General features: G+C 66.6%; 14 protein-coding genes and 2 tRNA genes. 8 read left to right on the forward strand and 8 right to left on the reverse strand.

Translation table 11 applies throughout. From position 1 onward, the window contains the following. Positions 1 to 154 precede the first annotated feature (154 nt). The 3 genes from CXB49_RS18590 to CXB49_RS18600 form a co-directional block, all read right to left on the reverse strand. Positions 155 to 955: a polyamine aminopropyltransferase gene (locus tag CXB49_RS18590; protein ID WP_101709758.1), complete on the reverse strand. Its 801-nt coding sequence runs from the start codon at positions 953 to 955 to the stop codon at positions 155 to 157. Then, entirely contained in the window at positions 945 to 1913 is a 969-nt protein-coding gene (ttcA, locus tag CXB49_RS18595; RefSeq protein ID WP_101709759.1) for a tRNA 2-thiocytidine(32) synthetase TtcA, read from the reverse strand. The genes CXB49_RS18590 and ttcA overlap by 11 nt, the downstream gene beginning before the upstream one ends. 87 nt (positions 1914 to 2000) lie before the next feature. Beyond that, on the reverse strand, positions 2001 to 2759 hold the full coding sequence (locus CXB49_RS18600; protein WP_101709760.1) for a pteridine reductase: 759 nt from the start codon (positions 2757 to 2759) through the stop codon (positions 2001 to 2003). Positions 2760 to 2845: 86 nt separating this feature from the next. Here CXB49_RS18600 and CXB49_RS18605 point away from each other — a divergent pair, with 86 nt between their 5' ends. The 4 genes from CXB49_RS18605 (at position 2846) to CXB49_RS18620 (ending at position 6055) form a co-directional block, all read left to right on the forward strand. After that, the gene (locus CXB49_RS18605; RefSeq protein WP_101709761.1) at positions 2846 to 4003 is read left to right on the forward strand and encodes a class I SAM-dependent methyltransferase; all 1158 of its coding nucleotides are present in this window, start codon (positions 2846 to 2848) and stop codon (positions 4001 to 4003) included. A 78-nt stretch (positions 4004 to 4081) separates the two neighbouring features. Continuing rightward, a tRNA-Met gene (locus CXB49_RS18610) sits at positions 4082 to 4158 on the forward strand. A gap of 35 nt (positions 4159 to 4193) precedes the next feature. Beyond that, positions 4194 to 4270 (forward strand) — tRNA-Met (locus CXB49_RS18615). A gap of 93 nt (positions 4271 to 4363) precedes the next feature. Continuing rightward, entirely contained in the window at positions 4364 to 6055 is a 1692-nt protein-coding gene (locus CXB49_RS18620) for a diguanylate cyclase (protein WP_101709762.1), read from the forward strand. A 2-nt stretch (positions 6056 to 6057) separates the two neighbouring features. Here CXB49_RS18620 and CXB49_RS18625 read toward each other — a convergent pair whose 3' ends face one another. The 5 genes from CXB49_RS18625 to CXB49_RS18645 all read right to left on the reverse strand — a co-directional run bounded on the left by CXB49_RS18625 (position 6058) and on the right by CXB49_RS18645 (position 13203). After that, positions 6058 to 7686, reverse strand: a complete 1629-nt coding sequence (locus CXB49_RS18625) for an acyl-CoA dehydrogenase family protein (protein WP_101709763.1) — start codon at positions 7684 to 7686, stop codon at positions 6058 to 6060. Positions 7687 to 7783: 97 nt separating this feature from the next. Further along, positions 7784 to 8644 (reverse strand): GyrI-like domain-containing protein, encoded by an 861-nt coding sequence (locus tag CXB49_RS18630; protein WP_101709764.1) that lies wholly within the window; start codon positions 8642 to 8644, stop codon positions 7784 to 7786. Between the two features lie 116 nt (positions 8645 to 8760). After that, on the reverse strand, positions 8761 to 10458 hold the full coding sequence (locus CXB49_RS18635) for a hydrogenase maturation protein (protein WP_101709765.1): 1698 nt from the start codon (positions 10456 to 10458) through the stop codon (positions 8761 to 8763). Between the two features lie 479 nt (positions 10459 to 10937). Beyond that, positions 10938 to 12548, reverse strand: a complete 1611-nt coding sequence (locus tag CXB49_RS18640; protein WP_101709766.1) for a glucosaminidase domain-containing protein — start codon at positions 12546 to 12548, stop codon at positions 10938 to 10940. Between the two features lie 43 nt (positions 12549 to 12591). Continuing rightward, positions 12592 to 13203 carry a hypothetical protein gene (locus tag CXB49_RS18645; RefSeq protein WP_158300949.1) on the reverse strand — a complete coding sequence of 204 codons (612 nt, stop codon included), beginning with the start codon at positions 13201 to 13203 and terminating at the stop codon, positions 12592 to 12594. Positions 13204 to 13373: 170 nt separating this feature from the next. Between CXB49_RS18645 and CXB49_RS18650 the strand changes: the two genes are divergently transcribed. From CXB49_RS18650 to miaB, 4 genes are all read left to right on the forward strand, one after another. After that, positions 13374 to 14210, forward strand: a complete 837-nt coding sequence (locus CXB49_RS18650) for a S4 domain-containing protein (protein WP_101709768.1) — start codon at positions 13374 to 13376, stop codon at positions 14208 to 14210. A gap of 88 nt (positions 14211 to 14298) precedes the next feature. Further along, the gene (locus CXB49_RS18655) at positions 14299 to 15504 is read left to right on the forward strand and encodes a cation:proton antiporter (protein WP_101709769.1); all 1206 of its coding nucleotides are present in this window, start codon (positions 14299 to 14301) and stop codon (positions 15502 to 15504) included. 60 nt (positions 15505 to 15564) lie between these two features. Beyond that, the gene (locus tag CXB49_RS18660) at positions 15565 to 15945 is read left to right on the forward strand and encodes a hypothetical protein (protein ID WP_101709770.1); all 381 of its coding nucleotides are present in this window, start codon (positions 15565 to 15567) and stop codon (positions 15943 to 15945) included. A gap of 31 nt (positions 15946 to 15976) precedes the next feature. Next, entirely contained in the window at positions 15977 to 17311 is a 1335-nt protein-coding gene (gene miaB / locus CXB49_RS18665; protein WP_101709771.1) for a tRNA (N6-isopentenyl adenosine(37)-C2)-methylthiotransferase MiaB, read from the forward strand. The last annotated feature ends 74 nt before the right edge of the window (positions 17312 to 17385 follow it).

The following is a 17385-nucleotide window of genomic DNA, read 5'->3' on the forward strand; positions in this document are numbered from 1 at the left end:
ACAGGATGTAAAAGCTTGAGCGGCAGACGCCCGTCTGCCGCTTGTTAAATCAGCGCTTACTTACAAATAACTGGCCATTATACGCCGCGTCGCGCCGGTTTTTGGGTAAGCAAACGTAACCGGCGGCCGGAATCCGCAGCGGATTCGACCTGCCTCAAACCACCAGGTGTCCGGCGGTATGCTGGTTGGTCTGCTTCAGGCGGTTGACGAACTCGACGAACTCCAGCCCGAAACGCCCCTCCAGCTCGTCGGCGTGCTTCTTCAGCGCGTCCCACTGCGTCAGTTTCGGGCTCTGGCGGAAGGCGATCACCGCGACATTGCCGTGGGTGGCCGCAGGCAGTTCGATCACCCGCCCCTCGAAAACGTTCAACAAGCGTTCGATGAAGGCCTGGTAGCGCTTGTCGCCGCTCCACCAGTTGGTGACGAACACCCCCTGCGGGCTCAACGCGCGCTTGCAGTCCTCGAAGAAATCCTCGGAGGTCAGTTCGTCGACGATCTGCAGGCCGTCGAAACCGTCGACCAGAATGGCGTCGGTCGAGCCGCGGAAGATCTTCACATAGTCGGCGCCGTCGGCCTCGACGATCTCGAAGAAATCGCCCTCCTCCGGCAGCTGGAAGAAGGCGCGGGCCACCGCGATCACCTGCGGGTTGATGTCGACCGCCACGCTGACGGCGTCCGGCAGATACTCGTCGATGAAGCGGGCGAAGGAGCCGCCGCCGAGGCCGATCTGCAGAATGTGCTGCGGATTGTCGTTCCACAGCAAAAAACCCATCATCGCGCGGCTGTAGCTGAGCACCAGGTCCGCCGGATCGTCGAGGTCCATCGAACTCTGTATCGTCTCCGAACCCAGGTGCAGCGAACGGATATTGCCCTCTTCCGAGATCTCCACCTCCGGCATCGCCTCCACCGCCGGCCGCACGCGGCGGCGGAACGGATGCAGCGCCCTACGCGCCACAGCCGGTCTCCTTGGCGCGGGAATCGAGAATGCTGATGGTGCGCTTCGGCGCCGCCGCCTCGGCCGCGTCGTCCGCATCCGGGGCCGGATCGCGGAACTCTTCCTTGTCGAAGGCGGTGTCGCCGTCGTCGAACGGCGCGTCGCCGGTCTTCAAGGACGCGAAATCGTACAGCTTGGTATCGGCCAGATGCGACGGAACGACGTTCTGCAGCGCGCGGAACATGCTCTCGACGCGGCCGGGGAAGCGTTTGTCCCAGTCGTTGACCATTTCCTTGACCACCTGGCGCTGCAGATTGGGCTGCGAGCCGCACAGATTGCACGGGATGATCGGAAATTCCTTCAGATCGGCGTAGCGGATGATGTCCTTCTCGCGGCAGTAGGCCAGCGGGCGGATCACCATGTGGCGGCCGTCGTCGGACACCAGCTTGGGCGGCATCGCCTTCATCTTGCCGCCGTAGAACATGTTCAGGAACAGCGTGTGCAGGATGTCGTCGCGGTGGTGGCCCAACGCGATCTTGGTCGCGCCCAGCTCGTCGGCGACGCGGTACAGGATGCCGCGGCGCAGCCGCGAGCACAGGCTACAGGTGGTCTTGCCCTCCGGCACCAGCCGCTTGACGATGGAGTAGGTGTCTTCCTCGACGATGCGGTATTCGACGCCGATGGATTCCAGGTATTGCGGCAACACGTGCTCGGGAAAGCCCGGCTGTTTCTGATCCAGGTTGACGGCGACGATGGAAAAGTCGATCGGCGCCGACTTCTGCAGGCCCAGCAGGATGTCCAGCAGGGTATAGCTGTCCTTGCCGCCGGACAGGCAGACCATCACCCGGTCGCCCTCTTCGATCATGTTGAAATCATTGATGGCGTCACCGACGTGGTGGCGCAGGCGCTTGGCCAGTTTGTTGCCTTCAAACGCGGCCTTCTTGGCCTTGTCGTCGAGCGCGGCGTTCTGTTCGGACATGGGGTACGGCTAAGAAATTGAAAAACAGGCGATTTTACCGTTTCCCGCCGCCAAAATCCACGGCGGCGGCGATTTCGTCCTCGCCGGCTACAACACGATGCTGCGGCCGCCGTCCACCGCCAGGATCTGGCCGGTGACATAGCTGGCGTCCAGCAGCAGAAAAGCCACCGCGCGGGCGATGTCGTCCGGCACGCCGGTGCGCTGCAGCGGTATCGTCGCCTCTATCCTGGCCCGCGCGTCCGGACCGAACTCCTCGGCGTCCTCCGGCCACAGATTGACGCCCGGCGCCACGCCGTTGACGCGCACCGCCGGCGCCAGCTCTATCGCCAGGCTGCGTATCAGCTGGGCGTGGCCGGCCTTGGCCAGGTTGTACACCACGTGGCGCGCCATCGGCCGCTCGGCGTGGATGTCGGCGATGCCGACGATGGCGCCGCCCCGGCGCGTCAGCTCCGGCGCCAGCGCCTGGCTCAGCAGCAGCGGCGCCTTCAAATTGCTGCCCATCAGATCGTGCCAGGCTGCCTCGTCTATTTGTCCGATCTCGGTCGGAAAGAAGCTGGACGCGTTGTTGACCAGGCCGTCCAGCCGGCCGAACGCCGCCAGCGCCGCCTCGGCCAGCGCCGGCAGCGCGGCGGCGTCCAGCAGATCGGCCTGGACCAGCCTGACGCTGTCCGGCCGCGCCGCGTTCAACTCCGCCGCCAGCGCCTCGGCGTCGGCGCGCGAACCGCGGTAATGCAAAACCAGCCGCAGGCCGCGCGCGTGCAGCAGCCGGGCGATGCCGGCGCCCACCCGCCGCGCCGCGCCGGTAATCAGCGCCACGCGCTCGTCTTCTTGTCGCTCTGTTAGCATGGCTTCCTCGAATCGAATGCCGTCGCCTCTTCACGGGCGCGGCGCTTTGCACCACAATCGCGCCACATTGTAGCAGGACGACAGCCATGACCACCCTACCCGCCGCCAGCCCCGAGGCGCTGGCCGTCAGCCAGGCCCTGTGCGGCCGCATCAGCCAGGCCATCGCCGAGGCCGATGGCTGGATACCTTTTTCGCATTATATGGAATTGGCATTATACGCACACGGCATGGGATATTACGCCGCCGGCAGCCGCAAGCTGGGCGAGGGCGGCGATTTCGTCACCGCGCCGGAGCTGACGCCGCTGTTTGGCCGGGCGCTGGCGCGCCAACTGGCCGAGCTGCTGCCGCAGACCGCCGGCGTCGTCTACGAATTCGGCGCCGGCACCGGCAGGCTGGCGATAGACCTGCTGGCCGAACTGGAGACGCTGGGCCGCCTGCCCCGGCGTTACGTGATCCTGGATTTGTCGCCGGACCTGATGGAGCGCCAGCGCGAAAACATCGGCGCCGCGCTGCCGCATCTGGCGGACCGCGTCGAATGGGCCTCCCGGCTGCCGGACGCGATAGACGGCGTCGTCATCGGCAACGAGCTGCTGGACGCGATGCCGTGCGAGATGGTGTTCCGCGATGAAAGCCGCCAATTGCGCCAGCGCGGCGTGACGGTGCGCGACGGCGCCTTGTGCTACGAGGACCGCGATTTCGCCAGCGCCGAGCTGGCCGGACTGGCCGCGCAACTGGTGCCCGACATCCCGCGCTACGCAACCGAGATCAGCCTCGCCAACCGCGGCTTCATCGCCAGCGTGGCCGGCGCGCTGACCCGCGGCGCCATCTTGATGATCGACTACGGCCACGCCGCGTCCGAGTACTACCACCCGGAGCGCAGCATGGGCACGCTGCTGGGCCATTACCGCCACCACACGGTGCAGGACCCGTTCTACCTGCCCGGTCTGATGGACCTGACCTGCCACGTCGACTTCAGCGCCGTCGCCCAGAGCGGAATCGACGCCGGCCTGGACCTGATAGGCTACGCCAACCAGGCGCAATTCCTGCTGAACTGCGGCCTCGTCGATCTGCTGCAGACGCTGGCCCCCGACGACGTCAAGACCTACCTGCCGGTGGCCAAGGCCGCGCAACGGCTGCTGTCGCCGCAGGAAATGGGCGAAACCTTCAAGGCGATAGGCTTCGGCAAGGGCGTGGACATCGACTGGCTGGGCTTCTCCCACGGCGACCGCTGCTACACCTTGTGAACGCGTCCGCAAAATGGAGTTGACAGCCCAAGCCCGGCTGCGTATAGTTCGCGACTCGGTGCACTGCATCGAAAACGTGGCGAATTAGCTCAGTCGGTTAGAGCGACGGAATCATAATCCGCAGGTCCGGGGTTCGAGTCCCTGATTCGCCACCACAGTTTGACGAGAATGCGCGCAAGCGGGTTCTCACGGCGAATTAGCTCAGTCGGTTAGAGCGACGGAATCATAATCCGCAGGTCCGGGGTTCGAGTCCCTGATTCGCCACCAATACCAGAAAGGCCAACCCCCGTGGTTGGCCTTTTTGCTTTTCCCGCCCCGGACATATAATCGGTTCACTCACCACTCCGATCCACGTCCGATATGCCGCATCCCCGCATCGCCTGGCCGGGCAGCTTCCGGCTCCGGCTGGCCGTCCTGTTCGGCGGGCTGTTTCTGTTCTCGGCCCTGCTGGGCGCGCTGGGCCTGAACCGGATGCTGTCCGACCGCATGCTGCAGGATCAGGGCGAGACGCTGCACAGTCTGGCCAGCAACATCGCCAAGGCGATAGGCGACAATCTGCACGAGCGCCACCGCGAAGTGATCCTGCTGGCGCAGACGCCGACCTATGTGCGCGCGCCGCTGGACGGCCCCGACCTGAGACAGAGCCTGGAGCGCACCAAGCGCGCCTACCGCTACTACGCCTGGATAGGCGTCACCGACACCAGCGGCAAGATACTCTCCGCCACCGGCGGCATGCTGGAAGGCCAAAGCGCCGCCAAGCGCCCCTGGTTCATCCATGGCCAGCATGCGCCGTTCATCGGCGACATCCACCAGGCGGTCCTGCTGTCCAAGCTGATGAAGTCGCCGTCGGCCGGCGGCGAGCCGCTGCGCTTCGTCGACTTCGCCTCGCCGATCTACGACCAGGCCGGCAAGCTGCGCGGCGTGCTGGCCACCCACGCGCTGTGGGACTGGGTCGTCGAGACGATACGCGGACGGCTGCCGGACAACGCGGGCCAGGCCGGCCTGCAGGCCTTCATCGTCGATGCCGGCAACAATATGCTGTCTCCGTTCGAGGCGGTGGGCCGGGTGAAGCCGCCGACGCCACTGGCCCTCGGCCAATCGTTCCGGCTGGGCCCCTGGCCCGACGGCGGCGACTATCTGTACAGCGAGGCGCAGATCCGGGAGCAGGGTCTGAGCTGGCGCGTGATCATCCGCCAGCCGCGGCAGCAGGCGCTGGCGACGCTGAACCAGCTGCGCGCCGCGCTGATGTTGCTGGGACTGGCCGCCTCGCTGCTGCTGATGGCCGCGGTCTACCGGCTGGCCGCCGCCTTCAGCCGTCCGCTGGAACAACTGGCCGGCATCGCCGAACGGATAGGCGGCGGCGACGAGAACACCGGCTGGACGGTGCGCACCGGCACGCAGGAATTGCGCCAGCTGTCCGAGGCGATGCGAAACATGACCGCCACGCTGCTGACCCGCAAGCGGGAGCTGACCGACATCAACGCCAGCCTGGAACGGATGGTGGAGGAGCGCACCGAGGAATTGCGCGAGGCCAATGTCTCGCTGGCGCACAAGGCCATCCGGCTGGAACAGCTGGCGCGCAGCGACGCGCTGACCGGTCTGTACAACCGGATGGCGGCCACCGAACAGCTGGAACGGGAGCAGCAGCGCTTCCAGCGCAGCGGCGCCGACTACTCGGTGCTGATGCTGGACGTCGACCACTTCAAGCGCGTCAACGACGGCCACGGCCACGAAGCCGGCGACCAGGTCTTGCGGCATATCGCCGCGCTGCTGCGGGAGTCGGCGCGCGCCAACGATTTCGTCGCCCGCTACGGCGGAGAGGAGTTTCTGCTGCTATTGCCCGGAACCGGCCTGGACGGCGCGGCCATGGTCGCCGAGAAGATACGCGCCGCCGTCGAGTCGTCGACGGCGCCGGCCGTCGGCCGGGTGACGATCAGCGCCGGCGTGGCCACCGTCGCCGACAGCGACGCCGCGTCCGACGATGTGGTCCGGCGCGCCGACCAGGCGCTGTACCGGGCCAAGGCCGGCGGCCGCAACCGGGTCGAGGCATAGCGTCAGAACGGCAGCGCCCTCCGCAGCAAATCGTCCAGCCGCAGTCCCGTCGCGTCCAGCGCGCCGACGACGCCGCCCCAGCGCGCGTCGGCCAGCCGGCTGGCGATGAAACCGTCGGCCACCGGCGCCGGCGCCCTCGCCCTGAGCAGGCAGCCCTGGGCCGTCAGCGCCAGCAGCTGGGCGAGACGGCGCCCCTGGATTTCCAATTGCGCCGGCGGCAACGATGCCAGCGCCGCCAATTCGGCCAGCGCGGCGCGCAGATTTTCGTCGTCGCCGGCCAGGCCGGCCAGTTCGTCCAGCAGGCTTTGCCAGGCATCGGGCTCGCGCCGCAAGGCCCGCAGCACGTCCAGGCACATCACATTGCCCGAACCCTCCCAGATCGAGTTGACCGGCGCCTCGCGGAACAGCCGCGCCATCGGTCCGGCGTCGACATAGCCGTTGCCGCCGAAGACCTCCATCGCCTCGCCGGCCAGTTCCACCGCGCGCTTGCACACCCAGAACTTGGCGGCCGGCGCGACGATGCGCTTCCAGGCCGGCTCGTCGTTCTCGAAACCCTCGGCCAGCCGCACCGCCAGCCACAGCGCCGCCTCGCTCTCCAGCGCCAGATCGGCCAGCACCGCCCGCATCAGCGGCTGTTCGGCCAGCCGCTTGCCGAAGGCCACGCGCTGGCGGGCGTAGGCGACGGCCTGGACCAGGCCCTGGCGGATCAGCGCCGCGCTGCCGATCACGCAATTGAGCCGGGTATGGGCCGCCATCTCGATGATGGTGGGAATGCCGCGGCCGGCCTCGCCGATCAACACGCCCCAGGCGTCCTGGAACTCGACTTCGCCGCTGGCGTTGCTGCGGTTGCCGACCTTGTCCTTCAGCCGCTGTATCGCCACCGCGTTGCGGCTGCCGTCCGGCCGCCAGCGCGGCACGTAGAAGCAGGACGGGCCGCCGTCCGGCGTCTGCGCGACGACCAGATGGGCATCGCTGGTCGGCGCCGAGAAAAACCACTTATGCCCGCGCAGCAGGTATTCGCCGCCGCCTATCGGCGTCGCCGCCGTGGTGTTGGCGCGCACGTCGGAACCGCCCTGCTTCTCGGTCATGCCCATGCCCAGCCAGACGGACGACTTGCGCTCGACCGGCAGGTCGCGCCGATCGTGCTCGCGGCTGAACAGCTTGCCGCCCAGCTGCGCCCACAGCGCCGGCTCCCGCCGCAGCAGCGGAATCGCCGCCTGCGTCATCGTCGCCGGACACAAGGTGCCGGCCTCCAGCTGACCATGCAGATAGAAGCCGGCCAGAAAGGCGGTCCAGCGGCCGGGCCGCTCGCTGTCGAACGGCAGCGACACCAGGCCCTGCTCCCGATACAGCGCCAGCAGCTCATGCCAGGACGGATGGAAGTCGACGCCGTCGCGCCGGCGGCCTCGCCGGTCGAAGGCCGCCAGTTGCGGCGCGAAGCGGTTGGCCTGCTCGGCCAGCTCAAAGGTTTCGGCCCGCCCCAGCCGCTCGCCGTAGGCGGTCAGCCACGGTTCGGCCCAATCGGCGCCGGCCCCCGCCAGCGCCTCTCGCAGCGCCGCGTCGCTCAAAAACAGATTGTAATCCTGCCACTCGTCGTACTGATTGCTCACCTCGTGGGTCTGCCAGATCATGCGCGCCGCTCCCGAATGACGGCGCCGCCGGTCGGCGGCGCCCGCATGGCTCCAGCTTAACGGCTGCGGCCCGGCCGCGCAGCCGGTCCAAAGCGCATCAGGCCAAGGGCAGATGGACATCCGTCAGCAGCAGGTGCTCCGGCGTGTCGCTGACCAGGTTCAGATAGTGGAAATAGACCGGAAAGTCGCGCAGCGCCTCGCCGCTGGCCGGCAGCCACTCCCGATACAGATACCAGACCGCGTCGCCTATCTTGTGGTGCGATCCCTGATGGCGCACCACCGCGCAGCGGCCTCCCGGGATCTCCTTGTTCACCACGCCCTGCCGATTGGCCGGCACCGCGCCGGCGACGCTGCCGCAGATGTCGAAGCGAAAGCGCTCGGGCTCGGTGGTTTCCGGATTGTCGTAGGCGATGCCGTAGGTCCGGCTGCTGCCTACCGGCGACAAGCCCGTCTCCTTGCGCCATTCGATGAAGCGCAGCACGCTGTCGTTGACCCGCTCCGGCGGCCCCAGATGCTCCAGCGCCGCAACCACGACCGGTTCGACTGTGACGATTTTGACTTCCATGTTTTCCATCCTCTCGCTGACGGGAGGCGTCATCCGCGCATGCCAGCCCGGCCAATCCGGCTGGCGCCGGAACTGGCTGGGCGATTGGCCCAGCGCTTGCCGGAAAGCGCGCGAAAACGACTCGGGATTGTCGAAACCGCAGTCCAGCGCGATCTCGGTGATCTGGCGCCCAGGCTGGAAAGCCAGCCAGTAGGACGCCCGGCGCAGCCGCTGCATCAGAATGTAGCGGGCCACGCCCACACCGAGATAGGCCGAGAACTGACGGTGGAAATGGAAGCGCGAGAAATGGGCCACCTGGCTGAGCCGCTCGACGTCAAGAGGCTGATCCAGATGGCTGGCGATGTAATCCAGTACTTTTTCGAAACGCCGCGCATAGCGGTCCGCCTTGTCCATGCTCGTCCTCCATGGCGGCCACTATGCCGGAACCGGCGGCCCGGTTCTTGACGCGGCTTGCTCTGATTCGCACCGGCGGCGGGCGCGGCCGCCGGGCGCACCAGTATAGCCGCAGCCTAGTCGGCCTCGCCCGCCCACGGCGCGATCAGCCGCTCCGGCGTGCAGCAGGCCGGGCGCTTCAGCACGAAATCGCGGCAGCGCTCGGCGAAGCCGTGGCGGTTTTCCACCATGTCCAGCCGCATCTCGGCCAGCTCGACCTTGCGGCATTGCTCCAGCTGACGCGGGTCGAGATTCTGCTTGGCCTGCCAGCGTTCCGGCCAGGCCGCGCGCGCCTGGCGCGCCGTCAGCAACAGCCAGCTGCCGAACTGGCCGGCGTCGCGCGGACCGATGTCCTGCACCATGCCCAGCCGCCAGGCCTGGCGCGCGCCTATCGGCAGGCAGTCGCCGACCAGCCGCGCGGCCGCCTCTCCGCCGGCCGCGCGCGGCAGCGTATAGGTCCAGTATTCCGAACCGTACAGGCCCATGGTCTGGTAATGCGGATTGAACACCACGCCCTGGCGCGCCAACACCACGTCGGCGGCCAAGGCCAGCATCACCCCGCCGGCGCCGGCGTTGCCGGCGACGCCGGCCACCGTCAGCTGCGGCGCGGTCAGGATTTCCAGGCAAACATCGTCTATCGCCTGAATATTGCGCCAGGCCTCGGCGCCAGGATCGGCCGCCGCCTGGATCACATTCAGGTGGACGCCGTTGCAGAAGCTGCCGCGGCCGCTGCGCAACAGCAAGGTGTCGGTGTCCTGCCGCTTGGCCCAGCGCAAGGCCCGCTGCAGCCGGCGGCATTGCTCGGTGCTGAACGCGCCGTTGTAGAGCTCGAAGGTCAGCTCGCCGACCCGACCCACCTGACGGTAGCGGATGGGCTGATACAGCTCCTCGCAATGCGGATCGGTGTCCACCGCCCACTCCAGCGCCGGCGTCTGCTCCAATAGGCCGGCCAGCACATGGCGCGCCGGCTGCTTGAACGTCTGCTCGCCGGCCTCCGGCCGCCGCCTCAGCGATCCTATCCACAGGCTGGCGTCGCCGGCGCCGACCAGCACCGCGTCGTCGTGCACCGCCAGAATCCGCCCCGGTTCTCCGATGCGGTAGTCCAGATGGGCGTCATACAGGTAGTAGCGCCCTCCGGCCAGTTCCGCCAGCACGCCGGGCTGGCCGTCGGCGGCGTCGATGCGGCGCTTGATCGCGGCGGCCGGCGCCTTCCAGTCGAAAGCGCGGTCCGCCTGGACCATATTCGGCTGCAGGCGCCCGCGCACCGCCGGATCGGCATAGTCGACCGCCTGCGGCCGGTAGCCGCCGATGAATTTCTCCACCACGTCGCGGATGCAGTACATCGCCGCGTCGCTGACCGGGCCGTTGTACAGCTCGGACTTGCGAATGTCGGCCGGCATGTCGAACTCGCGACTGGACCATACCGGGCCGGCGTCCATCTCCTCCACCGCCTGCAATGCGGTGACGCCCCAGACCTTGCTCTCCCGGCTGATCGCCCAATCCAACGCCGACGCGCCGCGGTCGCCGACGATGCCGGGATGGACGATCACCACCGGGAACGGGCTGTCGCGCCACAACTCCGTCGGCACCCTGTCCTTCAGGAAAGGGCAGATCACCAGATGCGGCCGCGCCGCGCGCACCCGCCGGATGACGTCATCGGCGCCGCTGAACAACACCACGCTGGGCTCATGGCCCGATTCGCGCAATTCCAGCCAAGCGCGCTGGCTCAAGCCGTTGAAGGCGGTGGACAACAAAACGATTCTCAAGGATTGCACTGCACTTTCTCCATAAAATTAACGACTTAAATGGCGAAAATGCTACGCATCCAAATAATAAACACATTTGACTCAAACCAATGTTCAAGCCAACGGCATGACCGACATGTCCAAAAGGACAGGTACGCCTCGGACAAAAAAAATACCCGCCGACAACAGGTCGGCGGGCCAGGAGGGTAGAGAATGATGGAATGCGGACAGCCGGTCCCTTAGAGCCTGTTTACGATCTTTTGACGAGCATCGCAGCCCAGCCAGCAGGTCAGATGCAAGGCGGAGGGCGTAGGCCTTGGTCATTCCAAGGTCCAGCCCGACAACGCCGCAGATGGCCTGCTGGCTGGGCTACCCTCCGGGGCCGTTTTCTGTCGGCGCATGGCTTTGTCAAACGTCCCTTGCAGTGAACGACACTGCGGCGGGCCGCTTTCCGCGCCCTGCATCCGGCAGAAAACCACCGATGTCGCAAAAAGACCGTAAACAGGCTCTTACATCCCCATCGCCGGCTGCCGGCTGCGCGCCGGCTGCTGCGCCTGCGGCTTGGCCGGCTCCTGGCCGGCCTCCGGCGCGGCCGCCAGCTGGGCGATGGAATGGTGGGCCGCCTGCACGATGGCGTCCTTCAACTCCACCGCCGCGTGCTGCACCTTGTTGGCCGCGTTCTTGCACAACATGCTGATCTTGCCCGGATCGGCGGCGTTGACCACCGCCGCCTCGGCCTTGGCCATGCCCTTTTTCCAGCCTTCCACCGCCAGCGCGGCGCCGAGGTTGTCGATATGCTGGGCGCCCAGGTCCTTCAGCCGGCCGTCGCGCTGCTGCAGCTCCTTCACCCGGTCCACCGCCTGGTCGAGCAGGCTCTGCTTGCCGGCCGACAGGCCTGCCTGCTGTTGATTGGCCGCCTGCAGCGCCTCCGGCTTGAAGAATTCCTCCTTGGGCCGCAACGCGCCCAGCAAGGGCTGCTTGGACCAGTACGGGTTGGTGCTCAGATTGACTTCGGCCGGCCCGGTCGAGGTCTGCGAGCCGAAGAAGATCTGCTCGCCCTTCTCGTTGCGGCCCTTGTAGACGGCCACATGCTGGCCGCTCTGGCCCTTGAACATCAGGACATCGCCCGGCTTCAGATCGTCCTTGCTCTGGATCAGATCGAAGTGCTTCTTCGCGTAGTCGGTCAGATTGGCGTCCGGATGCTTGCCGCCATGGCCACCGTTGAACAGCGTATGGGTGCTGAAGCCCTCGGCGGTCGGAAACTTGTCGGTCACCCGGGTGCCGCCCAGTTGCAGGCTGCGCCACACCAGCGACGAGCAATCGACGCCCTTCTTCCCGTCCCTGTCCAGATCCTGCTCGTAGCGGCTGCCGTCGATGCGGTTGCCGCTCTTCTTGCTGGCCAGCTGGCCGGCCATGTCTTCACGGCCGTATTCGAAGCTGCCGTCGCCGAAATGCGCCAGCGTCGCGTTGACCATGCGCGTGCCGGCGTCGGCTGCGGCGGCCGGCTTGGCGCCGGTTTCGGCCTGGCGCGACGCTTGCGCCTGGGCAGGTTGCGCCGGGACGTGCTGCGCCGCCGGCGCGGCGGCCTGCGCCTCGGCGCCGGCTTCCGGATGCGCCTTGCGGGCCGCGGCCAGCGCGCGGCGCATCGTCGGGCCATGGAACAGCTCGATCATGCTGCCGGCGTAGTTCTCGGCGGTGGCGTAGCCGCCTTTTTGCAAGGCATGGGCTTCCTTGGCCAGATCGCCCTTGACGCCCTCGCTCAACAGCCCCGCCTTCGCATAGCGTTCGCTGTTCTGCAGCAGGCGCATCCGGTCTTCCAGCGAAGCCGCCACCGACGGATAGACGCGGAAGGCGTCGTCGACCCAGACCTTCTTGCCGTGCTGCTTTTCCCAGACGTGATAAACCTTGGAATCGCCCTGCCACGACCCGCCGGCCTTGATATTGAAGACGTTGTTGCTGCCGGGCAGGACCTTCTCGCCCCAGCCGGTCTCCTGGGCGGCCTGGGCCAGAATCAGCTCCCAGGACATGCCGGTCTTGCGCGACGCCTCCCGCGCCGCCGGGTACAGGGAAACAACGAAATTGATCTTGTCCTGCGTGGTGTAGTTCTTCTTTTCAGCCATCACGGTTTCCTTAACTGGTTGATCCGAATCAATCGCCGATCGCTCACTTGAGCACGGTCAGGTCCGGCGTCAACCGGACGACGAAAGGCTTGCCCTGGCTGCCGCCCAGGGCATCCGGGTACACCTTGCCGCTGACCAGCAGACGGCCGGCCGCGTCGAGCGCGAATCCCGCCTTGCCCCTTTCCACCCTCGCCACGCCGGAGTTTTGTCCGGCATAACGCACCGGCAGCATCACTCGCTTGACCAGGCGTCCGCGCTCGATGCGGTCGACGAACAGCAGCACCTGCTTGTCGCTGACGAAGGAGCTGGTATCCAACTCCTCCACCGCATACCAGGCCGAACCAAGCTGCAGGCATCCGACGGCGCTGGCGCCGCTGTAATCCGGATCCGGCAACGGCAGCTTGATGCGCTGTCGGACCGCCGCGCCCTTCTTCACCAGCAGCACCGCGCGGCTGTCGACGCCGTCAATCGCTTCGCCGCCGGCCACGCAAACGCCGCCATCGGCCAACGGCGTCTGCCGGCTGGCGGTGAACACGGCCTCCGCCTCATCGTCCTGTTCCGCTACGGCATGCTGCGCGCCCAAGCTGCCGGCTATGGCCAAGCCGACCAGCAACCATGTTCTGGACCACGCCAGCCGCCCCTTCATCGCCCCCATATTCTCTCCAAAATGTTTTACTACAATGAATACTATATCAAATATTATTTAACGCAAGCGACCACGCGAAATACACAGCCATACTCAAGTATCGCCAAATGCCAAGCATGGCATTTGTCAGCGCCGCCGCCGCAAACGATAATCGCCGGCGACAAACGGAAGGAAGTCCAATGGATGATACGAACGTGCGCCTGTCCAAGCGCATGGTGGAGCTGGGGCTGTGCTCGCGGCGCGAGGCCGATGCCTGCATCGAGCAGGGCCTGGTGAAGGTGGACGGCAAAGTGGTCAACACGCTGGGCGCGCGGGTCCGCCCTGAGCAGCAAATCACCCTGGCCGGCCAAGCTCAGGCCTTGGCGACGCTGCCGGTGACCATGCTGCTGAACCGCGCGGAAGGCGAAGACACCCCGCCGGCGCAGCTGCTGGGGCCGGACAGCCGCTCGCCGCAGGACGGCGCGGAACAGCTATGGCTGGCGCGCCACCGCCAGCATCTGATCGCCGCCGGCGCCGTCGATGAGCGCTGCCACGGCCTGCTGGTGCTGACCCAGGATAAAAAACTGCCGCGCCATCTGGCCGAGTGCGAAATGGAATTCCTGCTGCAAGTGGATCGCGCGCCGGCAGCCGACGAGCTGAAAGCCCGCGTCGCCGCGATCCGCCTCGACGGCAAGCCGCTGCGCCAGTGCAAGATCAGCCGCCAGAGCGACCATCAGTTGCGCTGCGCGGTGTACGCGCCGCGCAGCGGTTTCTTCGCCGAAATCAGCCGCCAGCTCGGCATCAAGCTGCAAAGCGCCCGCTGCATCCGCATCGGCCGCCTGGCCTTGGCCGGGCTGCAGCCGGGGCAATGGCGCTATCTGCAACCGTTCGAGCGCTTCAGATTCCTCCCCGCGCCCGCTCCGCGCGGGCTGCCCGCCTTTGCTTTTCCATTCGATGGCGATGCGCATTGTCCCGCCGCCGCGGGCGCCAGATACCGAACAGATCAAGGCGCGCGGAATCGCCTCATGCCAGAATGAAGGCTGAATAGAAATAACGAATTTATCGGAACTCGGTTCCCGATATTCCGTCTTTATACCATTCAGCCATTCGACCGGAATTCTGCCCATGCCCCACGATACCCCCCTGATCACCACCATCGTCGGCGGCCTGGTGTTCGCCTTCGCGCTCGGCGCGCTGGCGCTGCGCCTCAGGCTGCCACCGCTGGTGGGCTATCTGTGCGCCGGCATCCTGGTCGGCCCGTTCACGCCGGGCTTCCAGGCCGATACCGGGCTGGCGCCACAACTGGCGGAATTGGGGGTGATCCTGCTGATGTTCGGCGTCGGCCAGCATTTCTCGATCAAGGACCTGATGGCGGTCAAGGCCATCGCCGTGCCCGGCGCGCTGGCGCAGATCGCGGTGGCGACGCTGCTGGGCCTGGGGCTGTCGCGCTTTCTGGGCTGGCCCCTGGGCGAGGGCGTGGTCTTTGGACTGGCGCTGTCGGTGGCCAGCACCGTGGTGCTGCTGCGCGCGCTGGAGGAGCATGGCTGGCTGGACAGCGAGGATGGCAAGGTGGCGGTCGGCTGGCTGGTGGTGGAAGACCTGGTGATGGTGCTGACGCTGGTGCTGCTGCCGGCCTTCGCCGGCGCGCTGGGCGGCGCCCAGGCGATGCCGTCGCTGTCCGAGCTGGGCTGGACGCTGGCGCTGACCGTGGCCAAGGTGGCGGCCTTCGTCGCCCTGATGCTGATCGTCGGCCGCCGCTTCATTCCGTGGATGCTGGAGCGCATCGTCCATACCGGCAGCCGCGAGCTGTTCCGTCTAGGCGTGCTGGCCACCGCGCTCGGCGTCGCCTACGGCGCGACCCAGCTGTTCCAGATTTCGTTCGCGCTGGGCGCCTTCTTCGCCGGCATGGTGATGGCGGAATCGCCGTTCAGCCACCGCGCCGCCGAGGAATCGCTGCCGCTGCGCGAAGCGTTCGCCGTGCTGTTCTTCGTGTCGGTGGGCATGCTGCTCAACCCGGAAGTGCTGCTGAAGGACACCATGGTGGTGCTGGCCACCGTGCTGATCGTCGTCGTCGGCAAGTCGGCGGCGGCCTATGGCATCGTTCGGCTGTTCCGCCGCGGCCACCACACCAGCCTGCGCATCGCTGCCAGTCTGGCGCAGATCGGCGAATTCTCCTTCATCCTGGCCGGACTGGGCATGTCGCTGGGCCTGCTCAGCGCGCGCGGCCAGGCGCTGATCCTGGCCGGCGCCATCGTTTCCATCCTGCTGAACCCGATGATGTTCGCGCTGGCCGAGCGCTACGGCCGGCGCGAGGCCCCGGCCATGCCGTAAACATTTGGCCGGCCGCCATGCCGGCTATGATAGAATCGCGCGCAACGCATTCAATTTGCTATGAAAAAATCCATCGCCACGCTATGTCTGCTCTGTCTGGCCCTGCCCGCCGCGGCAGGCCGTCTGCTGCCCGACGGTCTGGTGATGGGCAAGCTGGCCGACGTCGACGACGCCGGCATCGAATTCGTCCGCGCCGATCGCACGCTGCTGCAGCGGCTGTCGGCGCTGATCGCCATCGAGCCGCAGCATTTCGCGCTGTCCGCCGGCCTGCGCGTCTTCGACGAGCACAACCGTTTTCTGCTGAGCGGGCAATTGAACGCCCTGAAAGGCCGCACCATAGGCGTGACCTTCGATCAGCAAGGCAATATCAACCGCATCTGGATACTGGGCGGCGACGAAATCGAGACGCGACGCCAGCGTCAGGCCCAAATCCAACCCTGAAACCGAATACCAGCTGGAAAACCGAGTAGCAATGAAGAAGGTATACATCAAGACCTTCGGCTGCCAGATGAACGAGTACGATTCCGACAAGATGGCGGACGTGCTGGGCAGCGCCGAAGGCATGGTCAAGACGGACAATCCGGAAGAAGCCGACGTCATCCTGTTCAACACCTGTAGCGTGCGGGAAAAGGCCCAGGAAAAAGTGTTTTCCGACCTAGGCCGCATCCGCCCGCTGAAGGAAGCCAATCCCGATCTGATCATCGGCGTCGGCGGCTGCGTGGCCAGCCAGGAGGGCGAGGCCATCGTCAAGCGCGCGCCCTACGTCGACGTGGTGTTCGGCCCGCAGACGCTGCACCGGCTGCCGGATCTGATCCAGAGCCGCCAGGCCAGCGGCCGCTCGCAGGTGGACATCTCCTTCCCCGAGATCGAGAAATTCGACCACATCCCGCCGGCCAAGGTCGACGGCGGCGCGGCCTTCGTCTCCATCATGGAAGGCTGTTCCAAATACTGCTCGTTCTGCGTGGTGCCGTACACCCGCGGCGAGGAAGTGTCGCGCCCATTCGAGGACGTGCTGACCGAGATCGCCGGCCTCGTCGCCCAGGGCGTCAAGGAAATCACGCTCTTGGGCCAGAACGTCAACGCCTACCGCGGCCTGATGAGCGACGGCGAGATCGCCGACTTCGCGCTGCTGTTGGAATACGTGCACGAGATTCCCGGCGTCGAGCGCATCCGCTTCACCACCAGCCACCCGCGCGAGTTCAGCCAGCGCATCATCGACTGCTACGCCAAGCTGCCCAAGCTGGTCTCCCACCTGCACCTGCCGGTGCAGTCGGGCTCCGACCGCATGCTGATGGCGATGAAGCGCGGCTATACCGGCCTGGAATACAAGTCCATCATTCGCAAGCTGCGCGCGATCCGGCCGGACCTGTGCCTGTCGTCCGACTTCATCGTCGGCTTCCCCGGCGAGACCGAGGCCGACTTCGAGCAGACGCTGAAGCTGGTCCGAGACTGCGAGTTCGACTTCAGCTTCGTCTTCATCTACAGCCCGCGCCCGGGCACGCCGGCGGCCAATCTGCCGGACGACACGCCGCACGCCGAAAAAGTGCGCCGGCTGGAGGCGCTGAACGAGGTGATCGAGGCCAAGGGCTACGCGATCAACCAGGCCATGATCGGCAGCGTGCAGAGCGTGCTGGTGGAGAACGTGTCGAAGCGGGACGCCGCGATGCTGGCGGCGCGCACCGCCAACAACCGCGTCGTCAACTTCGCCGGCCACCCGCGCCTGCTGGGCCGGACGATAGACGTCAGGATCACCGCCGCCTTCCCGCACTCGCTGGCCGGCGAGGTGATCACCAGCGAGAGCGCCTGACCGTGCGCCCGGCCGGCTCGCTATGCAATGCGAATTGCGCGGCGTATGCTGGCCCGGTTCCCACACGAAGGATT

Origin of the sequence: Chromobacterium sp. ATCC 53434, assembly GCF_002848345.1 — a bacterium.
GTDB lineage: Bacteria > Pseudomonadota > Gammaproteobacteria > Burkholderiales > Chromobacteriaceae > Chromobacterium.

Bases quoted from the DNA above. Each gene is read 5' to 3' on its own strand.
- ttcA (WP_101709759.1), bottom strand. From the start codon at position 1,913: ATGTCCGAACAGAACGCCGCGCTCGACGACAAGGCCAAGAAGGCCGCG.
- CXB49_RS18600 (WP_101709760.1), bottom strand. From the start codon at position 2,759: ATGCTAACAGAGCGACAAGAAGACGAGCGCGTGGCGCTGATTACCGGC.
- CXB49_RS18605 (WP_101709761.1), top strand. From the start codon at position 2,846: ATGACCACCCTACCCGCCGCCAGCCCCGAGGCGCTGGCCGTCAGCCAG.
- CXB49_RS18620 (WP_101709762.1), top strand. From the start codon at position 4,364: ATGCCGCATCCCCGCATCGCCTGGCCGGGCAGCTTCCGGCTCCGGCTG.
- CXB49_RS18625 (WP_101709763.1), bottom strand. From the start codon at position 7,686: ATGATCTGGCAGACCCACGAGGTGAGCAATCAGTACGACGAGTGGCAG.
- CXB49_RS18630 (WP_101709764.1), bottom strand. From the start codon at position 8,644: ATGGACAAGGCGGACCGCTATGCGCGGCGTTTCGAAAAAGTACTGGAT.
- CXB49_RS18640 (WP_101709766.1), bottom strand. From the start codon at position 12,548: ATGGCTGAAAAGAAGAACTACACCACGCAGGACAAGATCAATTTCGTT.
- CXB49_RS18645 (WP_158300949.1), bottom strand. From the start codon at position 13,203: ATGGGGGCGATGAAGGGGCGGCTGGCGTGGTCCAGAACATGGTTGCTG.
- CXB49_RS18650 (WP_101709768.1), top strand. From the start codon at position 13,374: ATGGATGATACGAACGTGCGCCTGTCCAAGCGCATGGTGGAGCTGGGG.
- CXB49_RS18655 (WP_101709769.1), top strand. From the start codon at position 14,299: ATGCCCCACGATACCCCCCTGATCACCACCATCGTCGGCGGCCTGGTG.
- CXB49_RS18660 (WP_101709770.1), top strand. From the start codon at position 15,565: ATGAAAAAATCCATCGCCACGCTATGTCTGCTCTGTCTGGCCCTGCCC.
- miaB (WP_101709771.1), top strand. From the start codon at position 15,977: ATGAAGAAGGTATACATCAAGACCTTCGGCTGCCAGATGAACGAGTAC.